This is a genomic window from Paucibacter sp. B51 (assembly GCF_027863535.1).
GTDB lineage: Bacteria > Pseudomonadota > Gammaproteobacteria > Burkholderiales > Burkholderiaceae_C > Paucibacter_A > Paucibacter_A aquatilis.
In genome coordinates this window covers 4,080,026-4,096,832 of record NZ_JAPIVN010000001.1, presented here as the reverse complement: position 1 = coordinate 4,096,832, position 16,807 = coordinate 4,080,026, and the positions used below count along the sequence as shown (strand labels likewise).

Annotated in this window: 16 protein-coding genes; 12 read left to right on the top strand and 4 right to left on the bottom strand. The window is 66.9% G+C overall.

The window, feature by feature from the left end; genetic code table 11:
• Positions 1–21: 21 nt before the first annotated feature.
• The 3 genes from OOB33_RS17270 to OOB33_RS17260 all read left to right on the top strand — a co-directional run bounded on the left by OOB33_RS17270 (position 22) and on the right by OOB33_RS17260 (position 3,373).
• Positions 22–564, top strand: a complete 543-nt coding sequence (locus tag OOB33_RS17270; protein WP_271009574.1) for a DUF3299 domain-containing protein — start codon at positions 22–24, stop codon at positions 562–564.
• A gap of 30 nt (positions 565–594) precedes the next feature.
• Positions 595–1,023 (top strand): hypothetical protein, encoded by a 429-nt coding sequence (locus OOB33_RS17265; protein WP_271009573.1) that lies wholly within the window; start codon positions 595–597, stop codon positions 1,021–1,023.
• Between the two features lie 214 nt (positions 1,024–1,237).
• The gene (locus OOB33_RS17260; protein ID WP_271009572.1) at positions 1,238–3,373 is read left to right on the top strand and encodes a TonB-dependent receptor; all 2,136 of its coding nucleotides are present in this window, start codon (positions 1,238–1,240) and stop codon (positions 3,371–3,373) included.
• 37 nt (positions 3,374–3,410) lie between these two features.
• Here OOB33_RS17260 and pdxH read toward each other — a convergent pair whose 3' ends face one another.
• Entirely contained in the window at positions 3,411–4,073 is a 663-nt protein-coding gene (gene pdxH / locus OOB33_RS17255) for a pyridoxamine 5'-phosphate oxidase (RefSeq protein WP_271009571.1), read from the bottom strand.
• A 222-nt stretch (positions 4,074–4,295) separates the two neighbouring features.
• On the opposite strand from pdxH, the gene OOB33_RS17250 reads away from it, so the two are divergent.
• Complete coding sequence (locus OOB33_RS17250) at positions 4,296–4,874, top strand: nucleotidyltransferase family protein (RefSeq protein ID WP_243392706.1); 579 nt, start codon at positions 4,296–4,298, stop codon at positions 4,872–4,874.
• Here the strand turns inward: OOB33_RS17250 and OOB33_RS17245 are convergent.
• Complete coding sequence (locus OOB33_RS17245) at positions 4,864–5,556, bottom strand: gamma-glutamylcyclotransferase (protein ID WP_271009570.1); 693 nt, start codon at positions 5,554–5,556, stop codon at positions 4,864–4,866. The two genes, OOB33_RS17250 and OOB33_RS17245, sit on opposite strands and share 11 nt — an antisense overlap.
• Positions 5,557–5,661: 105 nt before the next feature.
• Here OOB33_RS17245 and OOB33_RS17240 point away from each other — a divergent pair, with 105 nt between their 5' ends.
• The gene (locus OOB33_RS17240; protein ID WP_271009569.1) at positions 5,662–6,582 is read left to right on the top strand and encodes an amino acid ABC transporter substrate-binding protein; all 921 of its coding nucleotides are present in this window, start codon (positions 5,662–5,664) and stop codon (positions 6,580–6,582) included.
• A 17-nt stretch (positions 6,583–6,599) separates the two neighbouring features.
• Here the strand turns inward: OOB33_RS17240 and OOB33_RS17235 are convergent, their stop codons facing one another.
• Together OOB33_RS17235 and OOB33_RS17230 are read right to left on the bottom strand one after the other, a co-directional pair.
• On the bottom strand, positions 6,600–7,946 hold the full coding sequence (locus OOB33_RS17235) for a sigma-54-dependent transcriptional regulator (protein WP_102766822.1): 1,347 nt from the start codon (positions 7,944–7,946) through the stop codon (positions 6,600–6,602).
• A gap of 51 nt (positions 7,947–7,997) precedes the next feature.
• Complete coding sequence (locus OOB33_RS17230; protein ID WP_271009568.1) at positions 7,998–9,965, bottom strand: sensor histidine kinase; 1,968 nt, start codon at positions 9,963–9,965, stop codon at positions 7,998–8,000.
• Between the two features lie 309 nt (positions 9,966–10,274).
• On the opposite strand from OOB33_RS17230, the gene OOB33_RS17225 reads away from it, so the two are divergent.
• The 7 genes from OOB33_RS17225 (at position 10,275) to OOB33_RS17195 (ending at position 16,758) form a co-directional block, all read left to right on the top strand.
• Positions 10,275–11,198 (top strand): branched-chain amino acid ABC transporter permease, encoded by a 924-nt coding sequence (locus tag OOB33_RS17225; protein WP_102766820.1) that lies wholly within the window; start codon positions 10,275–10,277, stop codon positions 11,196–11,198.
• A gap of 21 nt (positions 11,199–11,219) precedes the next feature.
• Entirely contained in the window at positions 11,220–12,305 is a 1,086-nt protein-coding gene (locus tag OOB33_RS17220; protein ID WP_271009567.1) for an ABC transporter permease subunit, read from the top strand.
• Positions 12,306–12,333: 28 nt separating this feature from the next.
• Complete coding sequence (locus tag OOB33_RS17215; protein ID WP_102766818.1) at positions 12,334–13,131, top strand: ABC transporter ATP-binding protein; 798 nt, start codon at positions 12,334–12,336, stop codon at positions 13,129–13,131.
• 39 nt (positions 13,132–13,170) lie between these two features.
• Positions 13,171–13,896, top strand: coding sequence for an ABC transporter ATP-binding protein (locus OOB33_RS17210; RefSeq protein ID WP_102766817.1), 726 nt, complete (start codon positions 13,171–13,173; stop codon positions 13,894–13,896).
• Between the two features lie 277 nt (positions 13,897–14,173).
• Positions 14,174–14,803: a choice-of-anchor J family PEP-CTERM protein gene (locus tag OOB33_RS17205; RefSeq protein WP_171828815.1), complete on the top strand. Its 630-nt coding sequence runs from the start codon at positions 14,174–14,176 to the stop codon at positions 14,801–14,803.
• 91 nt (positions 14,804–14,894) lie between these two features.
• Positions 14,895–15,326, top strand: a complete 432-nt coding sequence (locus OOB33_RS17200) for a post-PEP-CTERM-1 domain-containing protein (protein WP_102766815.1) — start codon at positions 14,895–14,897, stop codon at positions 15,324–15,326.
• Positions 15,313–16,758 (top strand): PA domain-containing protein, encoded by a 1,446-nt coding sequence (locus tag OOB33_RS17195; RefSeq protein WP_102766814.1) that lies wholly within the window; start codon positions 15,313–15,315, stop codon positions 16,756–16,758. The genes OOB33_RS17200 and OOB33_RS17195 overlap by 14 nt, the downstream gene beginning before the upstream one ends.
• Positions 16,759–16,807 lie beyond the last annotated feature (49 nt).

The following is a 16,807-nucleotide window of genomic DNA, read 5'->3' as shown; positions in this document are numbered from 1 at the left end:
CCGCACTCGATCCGAATCGCCATGAACCGAACTGTTCTGCTTGTGAACCGCCCATCCCGCTTTGCGCTTGCTGCCCGCCGTCATCTTGTGATGCTGGGCTTGGCCTTGTGCTGCGCTGGGGTGCAGGCGCAGGCGCCAGCCATCGGGCAAGGCCCGGGCTACCACGACCCGCGCAGTCCCTTCAAGCCTTTGCAGGAGCGCGAAGGTGTGCTGTCCTGGAGCCTGCTGTCCTCGGTGAGCACCAAGGCGGAGAAAAACCGGCTGGTGCCGACCTTTCCCGCTCCGGTGCAGGCGCTGAACCAGAAGAAGGTCAAGGTTCAGGGATTCATGATGCCGCTGGAGCCGGGCGACAAGCAGCGCCACTTTTTGTTGTCATCGGTGCCGACCTCCTGCTCGTTTTGCGTGCCGGCCGGTGCCGAGGGCTTGATTGAAGTCTTCACCCAGCAGCCGGTGCGCTACACCCTGGAGCCGGTGCTGGTCGAAGGGGTGCTGGCCGTGCTCAGCGACGACCCTTACGGCCTGTTCTACCGCATCAACGGCGGCCAAGGGCTGGGCGCGCCCTGAGCGCCTGCCCGGACTTCATCGACTGAATCCATGAGCCGAAGCTCCCAGACCCCACCACGCAGCGCCGCAGCGCTGCGCTGGCTGCAGGCGCAGGCCTGGCGGGTCTGGGCGCTGCTGGCCTTGATGCTGGCCTTCCAGGGCCTGGGGCAATCGCACCGGGTGCTGCACAGCGCCGGCTTCGCGCGAGCCCTGGTGCCGCTGGCTTCGCTGGCGCCGGCCAGCGCTGTGTCGGATGCCCAGACCGCCCGGATGACGTCCGGCGAGGGCTGGGGTCACACACGCGGCGAGCTGATTTGCTTGCTGCTTGACCAGCTCAGCCACGACCACGCGCCCCTGGCCTTGCCCGCGGTGGCGCTTCAAGACGCTGTGTTCGCGAGGCCCGATGCGGCTCCGGTGGCGTCCTTGCACCTGGCGGCGTACTGGAAGCGCGCCGCCCGCGGCCCGCCTTCGGTGGCCTGAGCGAACTCCCTTTTTCGCCTCGACCGCGCAAGGTTCCGCGTGTTGGCCGCTGTGTTCAGCGGCGACCGTCTTTGTGACCTGCGTTCGGATCGAGATGGGCTTCGCGCGCATCCCATCTGGGTTTGTCCGAGCCCCGTTCCTCCGGTCATGTTTTGTGTCCACGAGTCCGCGTGCAGGCGGACCGCCGGCACGAGCGCCAGAAAGTTTTCCGATCATGAGCACCGCTTCCGTTTTTGCCCCGCGGCCCTTGGCCCTGGGAGCCGCACTCCTGTGTCTGAGTCTGTCCAGCCAGGCCCAAACAGCCTCGATCGCTCCATCTCAGACTGCAGTCACGGCGGGTCCCGCTGCCGCGCTGGCCGCTGCGCCGTCCGCAGCCGGCAGCACCGAGCACCTGGGCCGTGTCCAACTGACCGGCAACCCCTTGCGCAGCCAGCAGCTGACCCAAGCCAACAGCGCGCTCAGCGGCGATGTGCTGAGCCTGCGCCGAGCCTCCTCGCTGGGCGAGACCCTCGATGGCCTGCCCGGCGTCTCGGCCAGCTACTTCGGCCCCAACAGCAACCGGCCCACCATCCGTGGCCTGGATGGCGACCGGGTGCGCATGCTGAACAACTCCGGCGCCTCGGTCGATGCCTCCAGCCTGAGTTTTGACCATGCCGTGCCGACCGACCCCTTGGTCATCGACCGGGTCGAGGTGTTGCGCGGTGCGGCCGCCTTGCTCTACGGCGGCAATGCCATCGGCGGTGTGGTCAACACCCTGGACAACCGCATCCCCAAGGCCATGCAGCCCGGCTTGAGCGGTGCGGCGGAAGTGCGCTTCGGCGGCCCGGCGCAAGAGCGCAACGGCGCCGTGGTGCTGGACGGTGGTGTCGGCTCGGGCAGCCAAGGCTGGGCCTGGCATGCCGACCTGGCCGGCCGTCGGGCCTCCAACCAAAGCGCCCCGCGCTTCACCGCCGAGGGTGAAAGCGCCACCGAGGTGCGCAACTCCGCGGCGCGCAGCCACGGCGGCGCGGTGGGCGGTTCCTACATCTTCGCCCAGGGCTATGCCGGGCTGTCGCTGGAGGACTATCACAACGACTACGGCGTGACGGTCGAGCCCGATGTGCAGATCCAGATGCAACGCCAGCGCGCGGCCACGGCCGGCGAATGGCGTTTCGCCCCGGGCAGCGGCGCGGCCGAACTGTTTCGCCGGGTGAGCTGGAACGCCAGCAGCAGCCGCTACCAACATCAGGAGGTGGAAGGCTCGGGTGAGGTGGGCACGGTGTTCAAGAACCGCGGCAAGGACCTGCGCCTGGAGCTGGAGCATGCGCCCTGGGGCGCAAGTGCTGCCGTCAAGGGCATGCTGGGCCTGCAGATGGAGCGCAGCGACTTCTCTGCCATCGGCGCTGAAGCCCTGGTGCCCAGCTCGCAGACGCGCAGCAGTGCGGTCTTCTTGCTGGAGCAATACTCAGCCGGCCCGCTGACCCTGGAGGCGGGCGCGCGTGCGGAAACGGTGCGCGTCAACTCGGCTGGCGATGCGGCCGATGCCGAAGAGCCACGCTTTGGCGCTGCCAGCAGCCAGCGCTTCAAGCCACGCAGCCTGAGCTTGAGCGGCAGCTATCGCCTGAGCGAGGCCTTCAGCCTCAATGCCCAGGTCAACAGCAGCCAGCGCGCCCCCATGTTCTATGAGTTGCATGCGCAAGGCGTGCATGTGGCCAGCGGCGCCTACGAGCGCGGTGACGTCAATCTCGGGCTGGAACGTGCCAAGGGTGTGGACTTTGGCCTGGAATGGAAGCAGGCCGAAAACTTTGTGCGCTTGAACCTGTACCGCACGCGCTTTGCCAGCTATATCGCCCTCGACGCCACGGGTGAGGAGTTTGAAGACGAAGGCGAGCGCTTCCCGGTCTATGCCTTCAAATCGGTTCCGGCCGTGCTGACCGGCTTTGAGCTGGAAGGTCACTGGCATTTGCCGGCCCAGCTGCTGCCGGGCACGCAGTTCGCGGTCTCGGCCACGCTGGATGGCGTGCGCGGTCACAACCGGCAGACTGGTGAAGCCTTGCCTCGTCTGGCGCCGTTGCGCGCCAGCCTGGCGCTGGACGCCAACCAGGGCCCGTGGACGGCCCGCGCAGAGTGGCGCTTGAGTGCGCGGCAGAACCGTGTGCCGGCCCTGGACCATGCCACGGCCGGTTACGGTGTGCTCAAGCTGAGCCTGTCACGCCAGCTGCGCATCGGCAACAACGAGGCGCTCTGGTATCTGAAGCTCGACAATCTGGGCAATCAACTGGCCTACAGCGCCAGTTCGGTGGCCACCATCCGCGAGCTCAGCCCCTTGCCGGGCCGCAGCCTGCACACCGGCTTGCAGCTGCGCTTCTGAGCGAGCGCCGCCTCGAGCTTGTTAAGGTGGCAGGGGCTCAGGGGGCCAGGCGCTCCTTGAGCCACTGACCGTCGGACTGCAGGCGGTAGCTGAGGCGGTCATGCAGGCGCGATTTGCGCCCCTGCCAGAACTCCCAACGCTCGGGCACCAGGCGGTAGCCGCCCCAGTGCGGTGGGCGGGCGGGGTTCAGGCCGTGCTGCACGGCGGCCTTGGCGGCGTTGGCCACCAGTACGCCGCGCGAGCTGATCACCTGGCTTTGTGGCGAGGCCCAGGCGCCCAGGCGTGAGTCCAACGGGCGGGAGTGGAAGTAGGCGTCCGATTCCTCGTCGCTGACCTTCTCGACCCGGCCCTCGATGCGCACCACCCGCTCCAGCTCCACCCAGTGGAACTGCAGGGCGGCAAAGGGGTGGATTGCCAGCTCCTGGCCTTTGCGGCTTTGGTAGTTGGTGAACCAGACGATGCCGCGCTCGTCATAACTCTTGATGAGCACGATGCGGGTGGATGGGCGGCCGTCGGCGCCCACCGTGGCCACGGTCATGGCATTGGGTTCGGGCACCTGGCTGGCCAGGGCGTGATCCAGCCATTGCTTGAACTGGCTCAGGGGCTCGTTCGCGGCCATGGCCTCGTCAAGCTCGCCTTGCTCGTAGCTCTTGCGCAGGTCGGCCAGGGATTCGGGTTTGCTGTGGTTGCTGCTGTTCATGCGCAGAGTATCGGCCCAGAGCGGGCGCTGGTACTTGCTCTGACGGTAGAACACCTTAAGTGATGGCCCCATTGCGCACAGCCGGGCCCGGGCGGCATGCTTGCGGCACTGTGCAGCCCGGCGTGTCGATCGGGCAGCGCCCGAGCCGAGGGGCTTTTTGAAGGATTTGATCTGATGACACATCGGCGACCGGCTGTCGTCGTGCTCGCGGCAGGACGCGGCATGAGATTCACCGGCCAAGGGCACAAGCTGGCGCAGCGCCTGGGTGCCGGCCAAGACCCGCTGCTGGATACGGTGCTGGCCCGCACCGTGGCGCATGCCTTGGCGACCGAGCTGCGGGTGGTGGTGGTGACCACACCGGCCCTGGCCGGCAGCCTGGAGCAGCTGGTGGCCGAGCGCGATGTCGTGGTGCTGCCGGAGCTGGACAGCCAAGGCCGCCCCAGTCCCGTGGGCATGGGCCACTCGATTGCGGCCGGCGTCAGTGCCAGCGGCGATTCCGAAGGCTGGTTGATTGTGCCGGCCGACATGCCCCTGCTGCGGCCTGAGACCATGACTGCGGTGGCCGTTGCGCTGAGCAGTTATCCCGTCGCCTACGCCCAGTACCGCGGCCGCCAGGGCCACCCGGTGGGCTTCAGTGCCGAGCTGTTCTCCGAGCTGGTTGATCTGCATGGCGACGAGGGCGCGCGCCGCATCATGGCGCGGTACCCCTCGCAGGCGGTGGATGTAGACGATCCCGGTGTGCTGCTCGATGTCGACACCGTGGCCGATTTGCAGCGGGTCAAGGCCCAGGTCAGCGCCTGATCCGCGCCAGGGTTTCGCACAGGCCGTGGGTGGCGGCCAGATGCAGCTGCCGCTCAAGTTCGCGGTCATGGATGCCGTGCGCGCGCAGGCCCAGCACGCAGCGCTGCAGATAGTCCAGGGTGCTGCCGTAACGGCCGCGAGCATGGCGCAGGATATGCAGCAAGGCGGCATCGTCCAGCGGGCCGACCCGGGCCGGGCTGTTGCGCTTGAGCGTGAAGCTCAGCGCCAAACGGGGGCCGGCCTTTGTGTGGCAATGCAGCCAACGCGGCGTGTACGAGCCCACCACCATCTCGCGCACCCAGAGCTCGTCCAGGACCCGCGCGCTGTGCTCGGGCGCCACCCGGTAGACCAGGCCGCGGCAGCTGCCGCCGGGCAGCAGGGTCAGCACCAGGCCGGGTTGTTCGCGATTGCCACGGTTGGACAGGCTGCGCAGGCGCAGCGCGCGGTGGTAGCCCTGGACCCGCGCCGGCCATTGCTCGGCCGCTTCAAAGCCCGGGCGCCAGATCAGCGAGCCGTAGGCGAAGAGCAGCAGGCCTTGTTCGCGGCACCACGTTTTGCGCGCCTCTTGCAGCAAGTCTTGGCTGTGAGCGGGCAGGGCGGCCAGGGCCTGCTCCAGGGGCAGGACTTCGCGCCATGCCGCATCACGGGCGGCGGCATCGGGGGAAGGCAAGTGAGGGCTCATCAGGGCAGTCATCCTGCCACAGCCTCGCGCCGCGCGCGGCAGCTGTGACAATCGCGGCAGCTTTTCCGCAGCAGCTTGCCGCGGCCTCTGTTCCGACTTCGCCTCATGTCCAACTTCCCTTTCCGGTCTTTCGCTCTGCTCCTGCTGATCGGCCTGTCGCTGCTGACGGCGCGGGCGGCCGAGCCCCTGAGTTCACCCACGCTGCGCAAGATCCGCGATACGGGCGTGATCGTGCTGGGCTACCGCGTGGCCTCGGCGCCGTTTTCCTACCTCGATGCCGATCTCAAGCCGGTGGGTTACTCGATCGAGTTGTGCGAGCGGGTGGTCCAGGCGGTGCGTAAGCGATTGCAGCTGCCGGAGCTGGAAGCCAAGATGGTTAGCGTCAGCTCGGCCACCCGCATGCCCATGGTGGCCAATGGTGCGGTCGATCTGGAGTGCGGCATCACCACCCACACGGCCGAGCGCCAGCGCATCCAGGCGTTTTCTCTGACCACTTTTGTGGCCGAGACCCGCCTGCTGTCCAAGCGCCAGCAGCCGATCCGCAGTGTGGAAGATTTGCGCGGCCAGCCGGTGGCGTCCACCATCGCCACCACCAGCATCCAGTTCCTGCACCAGCTCAACCAGACCCGCGAGCTGGACATGAAGATCCTGGTCGGCCAGGACGACAAGGACGCCTTCCGCCTGCTGCAGACCGGCCGTGCCGTGGCCTATGCCATGGACGATGTGCTGCTGCGCACCTGGCTGGCCGGCAGCGGCCGGCCCCAGGACTACCTGATCTCCGAGGCGTCTTTTTCGATCGAGCCCTATGCCCTGGGCTTGGCGCAGGGCGATCCGGGCTTCAAGCAGCTGGTCGATGAGGTTCTGCGGGCCTTGTTCCGCAGCGGCGAGATCCGCCGCATCTACCAGCGCTGGTTCGAGAGCCCGCTGCCGGGCTCGGGAGTGAATCTGCGCCTGCCTATGAGCCCTGCGTTTCAGCGCCTGATTGAGCAGCCCAGCGATTCGCCGGACCCGGCGCAGTACCGCTGAGTTTGCCCGTCAGCGTTTCAGTTCGATCTGAAGCGTTCCAGGTCGATTCCGTGGCGGTGCAGCTTGTCGTACAGCGTCTTCTTGGCCGTGCCCAGCAGCTCCATGGCCGCCGGCACCTTGCCCTGGCAGCGTTGCAGGGCCTGCTCGATGAGTGCCTTCTCCACCTGGTCCATCTGCTGGGCCAGGGTGGCTTGCGGTTCGGGCGTGGGTGCACTGGTGCCCTCGAACCCGCCAATGTCCAGCACAAAGCGGTCGGCCGCATTGCGCACCTCGCGCACATTGCCGGGCCAGTCATGGGCCATCAGCTCGCGCAGGCGTTGCGGGCTCAGCTCGGGCGCGCTGCGCTCGTAGCGGGCGCAGGCCTGGTTGACGAAGTGCTGGAACAGCAGCGGAATGTCCTCGCGCCGCTCGCGCAGCGGCGGCAGTGAGAGGGTGGCGACATTGAGCCGGTAGTAGAGGTCGCCGCGGAACAGCTGCTGTTCGCTCAGGGCGCGCAGATCGGCCTTGGTGGCGGCGATCACGCGCACATTGATGGGCAGCTCCTCGTTCGAGCCCAGGCGCTCGACGCGCCGCTCCTGCAGCACGCGCAGCAGCTTGATCTGCAGCAGCATGGGCATGGTCTCGATCTCGTCCAGCAGCAAGGTGCCGCCGTTGGCATGCTCGATCTTGCCGATGCGGCGCTTGGACGATGAGGTGAAAGCGCCCGGCTCATGGCCGAACAACTCGCTCTCAAAAAGCGCCTCGGGCAGGCCGCCACAGTTGATGGCGACGAAGTTGCGGTCGCGGCGCCGGCTCTCGTCGTGCAGGCAGCGCGCCACCAGCTCCTTGCCGGTGCCGGTCTCGCCCAGAATCATCACATCGGCCGAGGTGTCGGCCAGGTTCAGCACCTGGCGCCGCACCTGCTGCATGGCGGCCGAATTGCCCAGCAGCACCGCCTCCATGCCGCTGCGCCGCTGCAGCTGGCCGCGCAGCTCGTCCACCGCCACGCGCAGCACGCGCTTGTCCAGGGCACGGCGCACCGCGTCAAGGAAACGTTCGGGCGCAAAGGGCTTCTCGATGAAATCGTAGGCGCCCGTGCGCATGGCCCGCACGGCCATGGCCACATCGCCGTGGGCGGTGACCAGCACCACCGGGATCTCGGGGTCGGTGGCCATGACATGGTCGAGCAGGCCCAGGCCGTCCATGCCGGGCAGGCGCACATCGGTGACCACGATCAGCTGCGCCCCGGCCTGGATATGGGGCAGGGCCTCTTCGGCGCTGGCACAGGCCTGCACCTCCAGGCCCTCCAGCTCCAGGGTCTGGCTCAGGCTGGCCCGCACCGGCGGATCGTCTTCGACAAAGAGGACTTTGAATCCCTCGAACATGGATAGGTAGCTTTCCGGGTGAAGAGGTGAACGGGTGAATGGGTGAGCGCGTCAGCGGTAGTCGGCCGGCGCCAGCTCGAGGTCGAACTCGAAACACATGCCGGGCAGGCTGCCCACATCATCGCTGCGGCCGGCCGGCCGTGCGCGCAGCGTGCCGCCAAACTCGTGCACGATCTTGGCGGAAATCACCAGGCCCAGGCCCAGGCCCTGGCCCGGCGGCTTGGTGGTGAAAAAGGGTTCGAACAAACGCGCCATCTGCTCGGGCGCCATGCCGGCTCCGCTGTCGCAGACGCGCACCCAGATGCGGCCCGGGCGTTCACCCGGGCTCTTGCTCTCGTCCTCAAACGGCGCGGTGCTCAGGCGCAGATGGCGGGGCCGCGGCTTGCCGTCTTCGGCGAGCGGCAGTTCGGCCATGGCGTCCAGGGCATTGGCCATCAGATTGATCAGCACCTGCTCCAAGCGGTTCGCTTCGCAGTTGACGCGCAGCTCCGGCGCGATGGCCAGCTCCAGCCGCACCTGCTCGGCCTCGATGCGGTGGCCCAGCAGCACGCGCGCGCCTTCCACCGCGGCGGCCAGTGAAACCGGTGCGCTGGCGCTTTGCGCCTTGCGGGCAAAGCTCTTGAGCTGCCGGGTGATCTGGCTCATGCGCTCGACCATGGCGTCAATCGCGCCCAGGTTTTCGCCCACGGTGGTGTAGCGGCCCTTGTCGAGCAGCAGCAAGCTGTTGCGCGAGAGCGCGCGCAAGGCGGTCAGGGGCTGATTGATCTCATGCGAGATGCCGGCCGACATCTGGCCCAGCACGGCCAGCTTGGCCGCCTGCATCAGCTCGTCCTCGGCTTGCAGGCGCTGGGCGATCTGGCGTTTGAGTTCGGCATTGCTGAGCTGCAGCTCGGCCGTGCGCTCGCTCACCTGGCGCTCCAGCTCAGCATGGGCGCGCCGTCGCGCCAGCAGATAGAGCGCCAGCAGGCTGAGCGCCGCGCCCAGGGCCGCGCCGCCCCAGGCGACAAAGCGGGCCTGGCGCCAGACTTCAGCGGGGTCCGACAGGGTGACCAGGCGCAAGCCCAGGGGCACGACAGCCAGCTCCTGCGCCAGCAGGCGGTGGCGCTGCTGCGGTCGTGCCGGGTCCCAGGACGGGAGCTGCACCAGGGCGTTCTGCTGCTGGCTCAGCGCCTCCATGTCCAGGCCCAGCGTGTCTTCCAGCGTGCCCGCGTAATGGCCGCTGGCGCGCAGGGTGGCGCGTTGCTCGGCACCGGAACTTCCCAGCATGTGGTACTTCCAGGTCGGCACCGAGGACATGATGACCACGCCCTGGCCATCGACCACCAGCAGCTTTTCGCCCTGCGAACGCAGGCCTTGGTCCACCCAAGTGGCCTCCAGCGGCGCGAGATTGAGCTTGAGCACGATCTGACCCCAGCGCTGGCCGGCGCGCCGCAGCGGCTGGACGAGGAAGTAGTCGCTGCTGCCGTTGTCTTCATGTGCGGCAAAAAACTGACCCGGCCCGCTGAGCAGGCGCTCGCCCAGGCGCAGCGCCAGGCGGCGCGCCTCGGCATCTGGCTCCTGGGCCGTCTCTGTGTCGGCGCTCGAGCCCTGCGGGCTGTAGTTGTTGCTGGAGGCCAGCACCCGGCCCTGGGCATCGCTGATGAAGGCCAGGCTCAGGCCCGAGCGCACCCGCACACGGGCCAGCTTGATCCGGGTCTGCACCCGCAAGGCCTCGCTGTCGGGGCGGGCCAGCAAGGCCTGCACATCGGTGTCGACACTGAGCAGGCCCGGCAGATAGGCATGCCGGCCCAGCTCGGCCTCCAGGCCCGCGGCGTAGAGTTCCAGACGCTCATTGGCCACCGCCGCCAGCTGGGCCAATCCGGCGCGCTCACTCAGGCGTTGGCCCAGGGCTGCGCCGAGCACCGCCAGGGCCAGGCCGGCGCAGGCCAGCACCCAGGGCTGCAGCCGGCGGCGTGCGGCCGGGCTGGCTGCAGTGCTGGCAGCGGAGGCGGGGAAGGGAAGCGAGGAGGGCGGATTCATGCGTGGCAGCCTGCGGGCTGCGTAGTGTGCCCAATTTGCGAGCCCACTTGGAGCTCGAAGGCCGCGGCTTGTGGCGCCGAGTTCTCACTGGGGCGCGGCGTTCAAGCAGGTCTTGTGCGGATTTCCGCCCTGGCTGGCGGCAGCCGGTGTCGGATTCCGCCCGAGGGCGCTTGCCGCCCGGTCTGCGGGCTCCTCCCGCTTCATGGGAGGCCCTCGGTGAATACCCGCAAATCGTGATTTTTGGCATGTCGCTTGCAAACCTCCTGCCCAGTTCGACGCCACAGTCGACACAAAAAAAGGACGACATCTATGGAAACTTTTTTCCAGCAAATCATCAACGGGCTGGTGCTCGGGAGCATGTATGCGCTGGTGGCGCTGGGGTACACGATGGTGTACGGCATCATCAACCTGATCAATTTTGCGCACGGTGAGATTTTGATGGTGGGGGCGCTGGTGAGCTGGACGGTGATCAGCGCGCTGGCGGGCTCTGGGCTGCCGGGCTGGGCGCTGATGCTGATCGCGCTGGGCTGTGCGGTGCTGGTGTGCACGACGCTGAACTTTTTGGTGGAGAAGATTGCCTACCGGCCGCTGCGCAATGCGCCGCGCCTGGCACCGCTGATCACGGCCATGGGCATGTCGCTGCTGCTGCAGACGCTGGCCATGATCATCTGGAAGCCCAATCCCAAGCCCTTCCCGCTGCTGCTGCCGACCACGCCGATCGATCTGGGCGGGCCGGTGATCACGGTGACGCAGTGTGTGATCCTGGGCGCCACGGTGATGATTCTGGCCACGCTGATGTGGCTGGTGAATCACACGAAGCTGGGCCGCGCGATGCGGGCCACGGCCGAGAACCCCAAGGTGGCGGGCCTGATGGGCGTGAAGCCCGACTTCATCATCTCGACCACCTTTGTGATCGGTGCGGCGCTGGCCGCGGTGGCCGGCCTGATGTGGGCGGCCAACTACGGCACGGTGCAGCACACCATGGGCTTCATGCCGGGGCTGAAGGCCTTCACGGCGGCGGTGCTGGGTGGCATTGGCAACCTGGCCGGGGCCATGGTGGGCGGCGTGCTGCTGGGCCTGATCGAGGCCATCGGTGCGGGCTATCTGGGTGACCTGACCGGCGGCGTGCTGGGCAGCCACTATGCCGACATCTTTGCCTTCATTGCGCTGATCCTGGTGCTGACGCTGCGGCCCTCGGGCCTGCTGGGCGAGCGCGTGGCGGATCGGGCTTGAGGCCCCAAGGAGACACAGACCATGCAACAACAAAACAAACTCTTCGTCTTCCTGCTCTCGGCCCTGGGCCTGCTGGTGGTGCCGCTGATTGCGCAGCAGTTCGGCAACGGGCCGGTGCGCATCATCGACCTGGCGCTGCTGTACGTGATGCTGGCCCTGGGCCTGAACATCGTGGTGGGCTACGCCGGTCTGCTGGACCTGGGCTATGTCGCGTTCTACGCGGTGGGCGCCTACATGTTCGCGCTGCTGTCGAGCCCGCACCTGAGCGAGAACTTCGAGGCCTTCCGCATGGCCTTCCCCAACGGGCTGCACTCGCCGCTGTGGCTGGTGATCCCGTTGGCGGCGGGGCTGGCGGCCTTCTTCGGCGTCATGCTGGGCGCGCCCACGCTGAAGCTGCGGGGCGACTACCTGGCCATCGTGACCCTGGGCTTCGGTGAAATCATCCGCGTGTTCCTGAACAACCTGGAGTACCCGGTCAACATCACCAACGGCCCGCGCGGCATCGGCCAGATCGACTCCTTCCACTTCTTCGGCCTGGACCTGGGCAAGGGCACCGAGCTGTTCGGCTTTGCCATCCCCTCGGTGACGCTGTACTACTACCTCTTCCTGGTGCTGGTGGTGTTCAGTGTGCTGATCTGCTATCGCCTGGAGAACAGCCGCATCGGCCGCGCCTGGATGGCCATCCGTGAGGACGAGATCGCCGCCAAGGCCATGGGCATCAACACCCGCAACCTGAAGCTGCTGGCCTTCGGCATGGGCGCCACCTTCGGCGGGGTGTCGGGCTCCATGTTCGGCGCCTTCCAGGGCTTTGTGAGCCCCGAGTCCTTCAGCCTGCAAGAGAGCGTGATGATCGTGGCCATGGTGGTGCTGGGCGGCATCGGCCACATCCCTGGCGTGATCCTGGGCGCGCTGCTGCTGTCGGCCCTGCCCGAGGTGCTGCGCTACGCGGCCGGCCCGCTGCAGGAGATGACGGGCGGGCGTCTGGACGCCTCCATCCTGCGCCAGCTGCTGGTGGCCCTGGCCATGATCGGCATCATGCTGGTGCGTCCGCGCGGCCTGTGGCCGGCGCCCGAGCACGGCCGCGCCGCGCCGGTGCCGCAGAAGTGAACACCGGGTCTGCAAAGGAAAACAAGCCATGACAAGCAACAACAACAGCAACGCAGATGTGGTGCTCAAAGTCGCCGGTGTGTCCAAGCGCTTCGGCGGCCTGCAAGCCCTCTCCGACGTGGGCATCCAGATCAACAAAGGCCAGGTCTACGGCCTGATCGGCCCCAACGGCGCGGGCAAGACCACCTTCTTCAACGTCATCACGGGCCTGTACACCCCGGACGGCGGCACCTTCGAGCTCGGCGGCAAGCCCTATGCCCCGACCGCCGTGCACGAAGTGGCCAAGACCGGCATCGCGCGCACCTTCCAGAACATCCGCCTCTTCGCTGAAATGACGGCGCTGGAGAACGTGATGGTGGGGCGCCATGTGCGCTCTGGCTCGGGCCTGATCGGCGCCATCTTCCGCACCCCCGGCTTCAAGGCCGAGGAGGCGGCGATCGCCAAGCGTGCCCAGGAACTGCTCGATTACGTGGGCATCGGCAAGTACGCCGAATACAAGGCCCGCACGCTCAGCTACGGCGACCAGCGCCGGCTGGAGATCGCGCGCGCCCTGGCCACCGACCCCAAGCTGATCGCCCTGGACGAGCCCGCCGCCGGCATGAACGCCACCGAGAAGGTGGTGCTGCGCGAGCTGATCGACCGCATCCGCAAGGACGGCCGCACCATCCTCCTGATCGAACACGATGTGAAGCTGGTGATGGGTCTGTGCGACCGCGTCACGGTGCTGGACTACGGCAAGCAGATTGCCGAAGGCACGCCGTATGACGTGCAGCGCAACGAGAAAGTGATCGAAGCCTATCTGGGCGCCGGGCATGCAGCCCACTGATCGCGGCCCCAGGATCACCAGCAACAAGGCGACACCCACATGAACCCACAACAAGACATCCTGCTCGAAGTCAGCGGACTCAAGGTCGCCTACGGCGGCATCCAGGCCGTCAAAGGCGTGCACTTCGAAGTGCGCCAAGGCGAACTCGTCAGCCTGATCGGCGCCAACGGCGCGGGCAAGACCACCACGCTCAAAGCCGTGACCGGGCTGCAGCCGGTGGCCGACGGCGACGTGAAGTACCTGGGCCAGAGCATCAAGGGCCAAGGCCCCTGGGACCTGGTCAAGCAAGGCCTGGTCATGGTGCCGGAAGGGCGGGGCACCTTCACCCGCATGACCATCACCGAAAACCTGCAGATGGGCGCCTACCTGCGCAGCGACAAGGCCGGCATCGAGGCCGACATCGAGCGCATCTTCGGCATCTTCCCGCGCCTGAAGGAGCGCCGCGCCCAGCTCGCCGGCACCATGAGCGGCGGCGAGCAGCAAATGCTGGCCATGGGCCGGGCGTTGATGGCCAAGCCGAAAGTGCTGCTGCTGGACGAGCCCAGCATGGGCCTGTCCCCCATCATGGTGGACAAGATCTTCGAAGTGGTGAACGACATCCACAAGCAAGGCGTGACGGTGCTGCTGGTGGAGCAGAACGCCAGCCGGGCGCTGCAGCTGGCCAACCGGGGCTATGTGATGGAGTCGGGCCTGGTGACGATGACGGGCGAGGGTCAGTCCTTGCTCAATGACCCCAAGGTGCGTGCCGCGTATCTGGGGGAGTGAAGCGGGCGAGTGAGCTCCGCCACATCCGGACCCGCTTCAACCGCAAGACAGGGTCAGGTCTTGCTTTCGAAGGCAGCCGCTAGCGGCTGCCTTTTCCATTCCTGCCTCCGTGTTTTCCCATCCCCCATGGCTGAGGGGGCTTAGGGCTTTGTACGCATATGTGAAATATCACCGGGGTTCTACGCTGCCATCACGTTCTTCGGTTGTAACGCTCGCGCAAGCAGTGTTGCTGCCGAGGGCTGATCAACACCTCTTTCGAGGGGAAGACGAGGAACCTATGAAACTAGCTAAAAAATGCTTGTTGGGATTGGCCGGCGCGACGCTGGCCCTTGCTGCGCAAGCTGACACCTACACCGAGGGTTTTGACAACCTGGCCGCCTCCGGCTGGACCTTGACCAACAACAGCAGCCCCGCCGGTCAGGCTTGGTTCCAGGGCGTGCCCGAGTATTTCGCGGCCCAGTCGGGTGGCAACGGCTCTTATGCCGCCGCCAACTTCCTGAGCGCGGCCGCCGGTGCCGGCAGCATTTCCAACTGGTTGATCAGCCCCGAGCTGACCCTGGGTGGCGCCAACACCGTGAGCTTCTTTGCTCGCACGGAAGCTGTCGAAGGCTTCTCCGACACGGTCAAGGTCTACTTCAACGCAGGCGCGGACGCCGCCACCTCCAGCTTCACCAGTCTGCTGGGCACCGTGACCCTGAGCACCTCGGGCTGGACGCAGTACACCTTCGCCCTGCCGAGCGCTGCCACCGGCCGCATTGCCTTCGAATACGCCGTCAGCGACGCCGCCACGGCCAATTTGGCTGCGATCGACAGCGTCAGCGTCAGCGCCGTGCCGGAACCCGCCAGCTTCGCCCTGATGGGTCTGGGCGTGCTGGGCCTGGCTTTCCTGCGCCGCCGCCAAGACTGAGAACGCCGGGGCCGCAACGCTGCCTCCGGCGCAAGCGTTCGCTGCCCAAGCTCGGAAACACAGATTCGGCTCTCCACACAAGGACATTGCCATGATTGAAAAGAAAACCCAGCAAGCCCTGCGGCTTGCAAGCGCCGCGGCCTTGATGGCCGTGGCTGGTCTGGCCCAAGCGGCCAGTCAGACTGTCGCCAAAGACCCCGAGACCGGCGCTCTGCGTGCACCGACCGCCGCCGAAGCCCAGGCCCTGCGCGGCAAGGCCGCCGCCGGCCGCGTGAGCAACGCTGCCAGCCAACCGCGCGGCCTGCTGACCGGCAAGATCAACCCGGCGCCGGTGTACCACCGCGACGGCACGGTCGAGCAAGAGCTGGATGAAAGCAGCCAGTCCTTCTCGGTGGCCGTGCGCAATCCGGACGGCACCATCGAGACCGCCTGTGTGACCGGCGCCGAAGCCGCACAGGCCATCGTCAAGGGCAAGAAGTCCATCAGCAAGACAGCAAAGGTGCATGCACATGAGCACAAATAAATTCATCGGCGGCAAGTTCGCCACTGGCGCGCTGCTGATCGCCGCCGGCCTCCTGGGTGCCAGCCTGCAAGCGCAAGCCGCGGCCATCATCACCATCAACAACATGAATGCGCCGGGTGTGGGCTTCAATGACCCGACGCCGGTTGACCCGGTCGGTGGCAACACCGGCACCACCCTGGGTGAGCAGCGCCTGATCGCCTTCACGCATGCCGCCAACATCTGGGGTGCGACGCTGACCAGCAATCAGCCCATCGTCATCAATGCGCAGTTCACCGACCTGGCCTGCACGGCCACTTCGGCGACCTTGGGCAGCGCTGGCGCCACCTCGATCTTCCGCAACTTCCCCAACGCACCGAAGGCCAACACCTGGTATTCGTACGCGCTGGCCAACAAGATTGCCGGCGCCTACCAGGGCACCGCCGGTGCGGCTCAGATCAACGCCAACTTCAATGCCAAGCTGGGCAAGACGGGTTGCCTGGACGGCACCTTCTTCTACCTGGGCCTGGACAGCAATCACGGCACGAACATCGACTTCGTCGTGACCCTGCTGCATGAAATGGGCCATGGCGTCGGTTTCCAAACCTTCACCAACGGCTCCACCGGTGCGCAGAACGGCGGCTTCCCGGCCATCTGGGACCATTACCTGATGGGTACGGCCACCGGCAAGCTGTGGAAGGACATGACCAATGCGGAGCGTCAAGCTTCGGCCCTGAGCGGCGACAAGCTGGTCTGGACCGGTCCGCTGACCAACGCGGCTGCGCCTCAGGTGCTGCGCGCTGGCGTGCCCGCACTCAATGTGAGCGGCTCGCAAGCCGGCGCTACCGCGGGTGCCCATCCCGTCGGTGAAGCCTCCTTCGGCCCCGCCCTGACCGCCACCCCGATCACGGGCGCGATCATGCCGGTGGTGACCGCGACGGGTGCGCTGGATCTGGCCTGCGAACCGGTGACGGGCCTGAACGCCATCGCCGTGCGCAACAACATCGCCCTGGTCAGCCGCGGTACCTGCGGTTTCACCGTCAAGGTGAAGAACCTGCAGAACGCAGGTGCCAAGGCCGTGCTGGTGGCCGACAACGCACCCGGCACCGTCACGGGCCTGGGCGGCAGTGACCCGACGGTCACCATCCCCTCGGTGCGCATCACGCAAGCCGACGGTGCCGCTCTCTTGGCTGCACTGAGCAAGCGCACCCGCACGACTTCGGCCGTGTACGCCTCGCTGGCTCTGGACATGACTCGTTACGCCGGTACCGACGCTGCAGGCCGTCTGCTGATGTTCGCGCCGAATCCTTTCCAGGGCGGCTCGTCGGTGTCTCACTTTGATACATCGGCCACCCGCAATCTGTTGATGGAACCGGCCATCAGCGCCGACCTGACCCAGTCGCCCATGGTGCCGCAGGATCTCACCTTCAAGCTGCTGCAAGACATCGGCTGGTAAGCATGTCGATGTGGGGGCGATCCGTCGCGCCCACTCGCCTTCTTCGCGG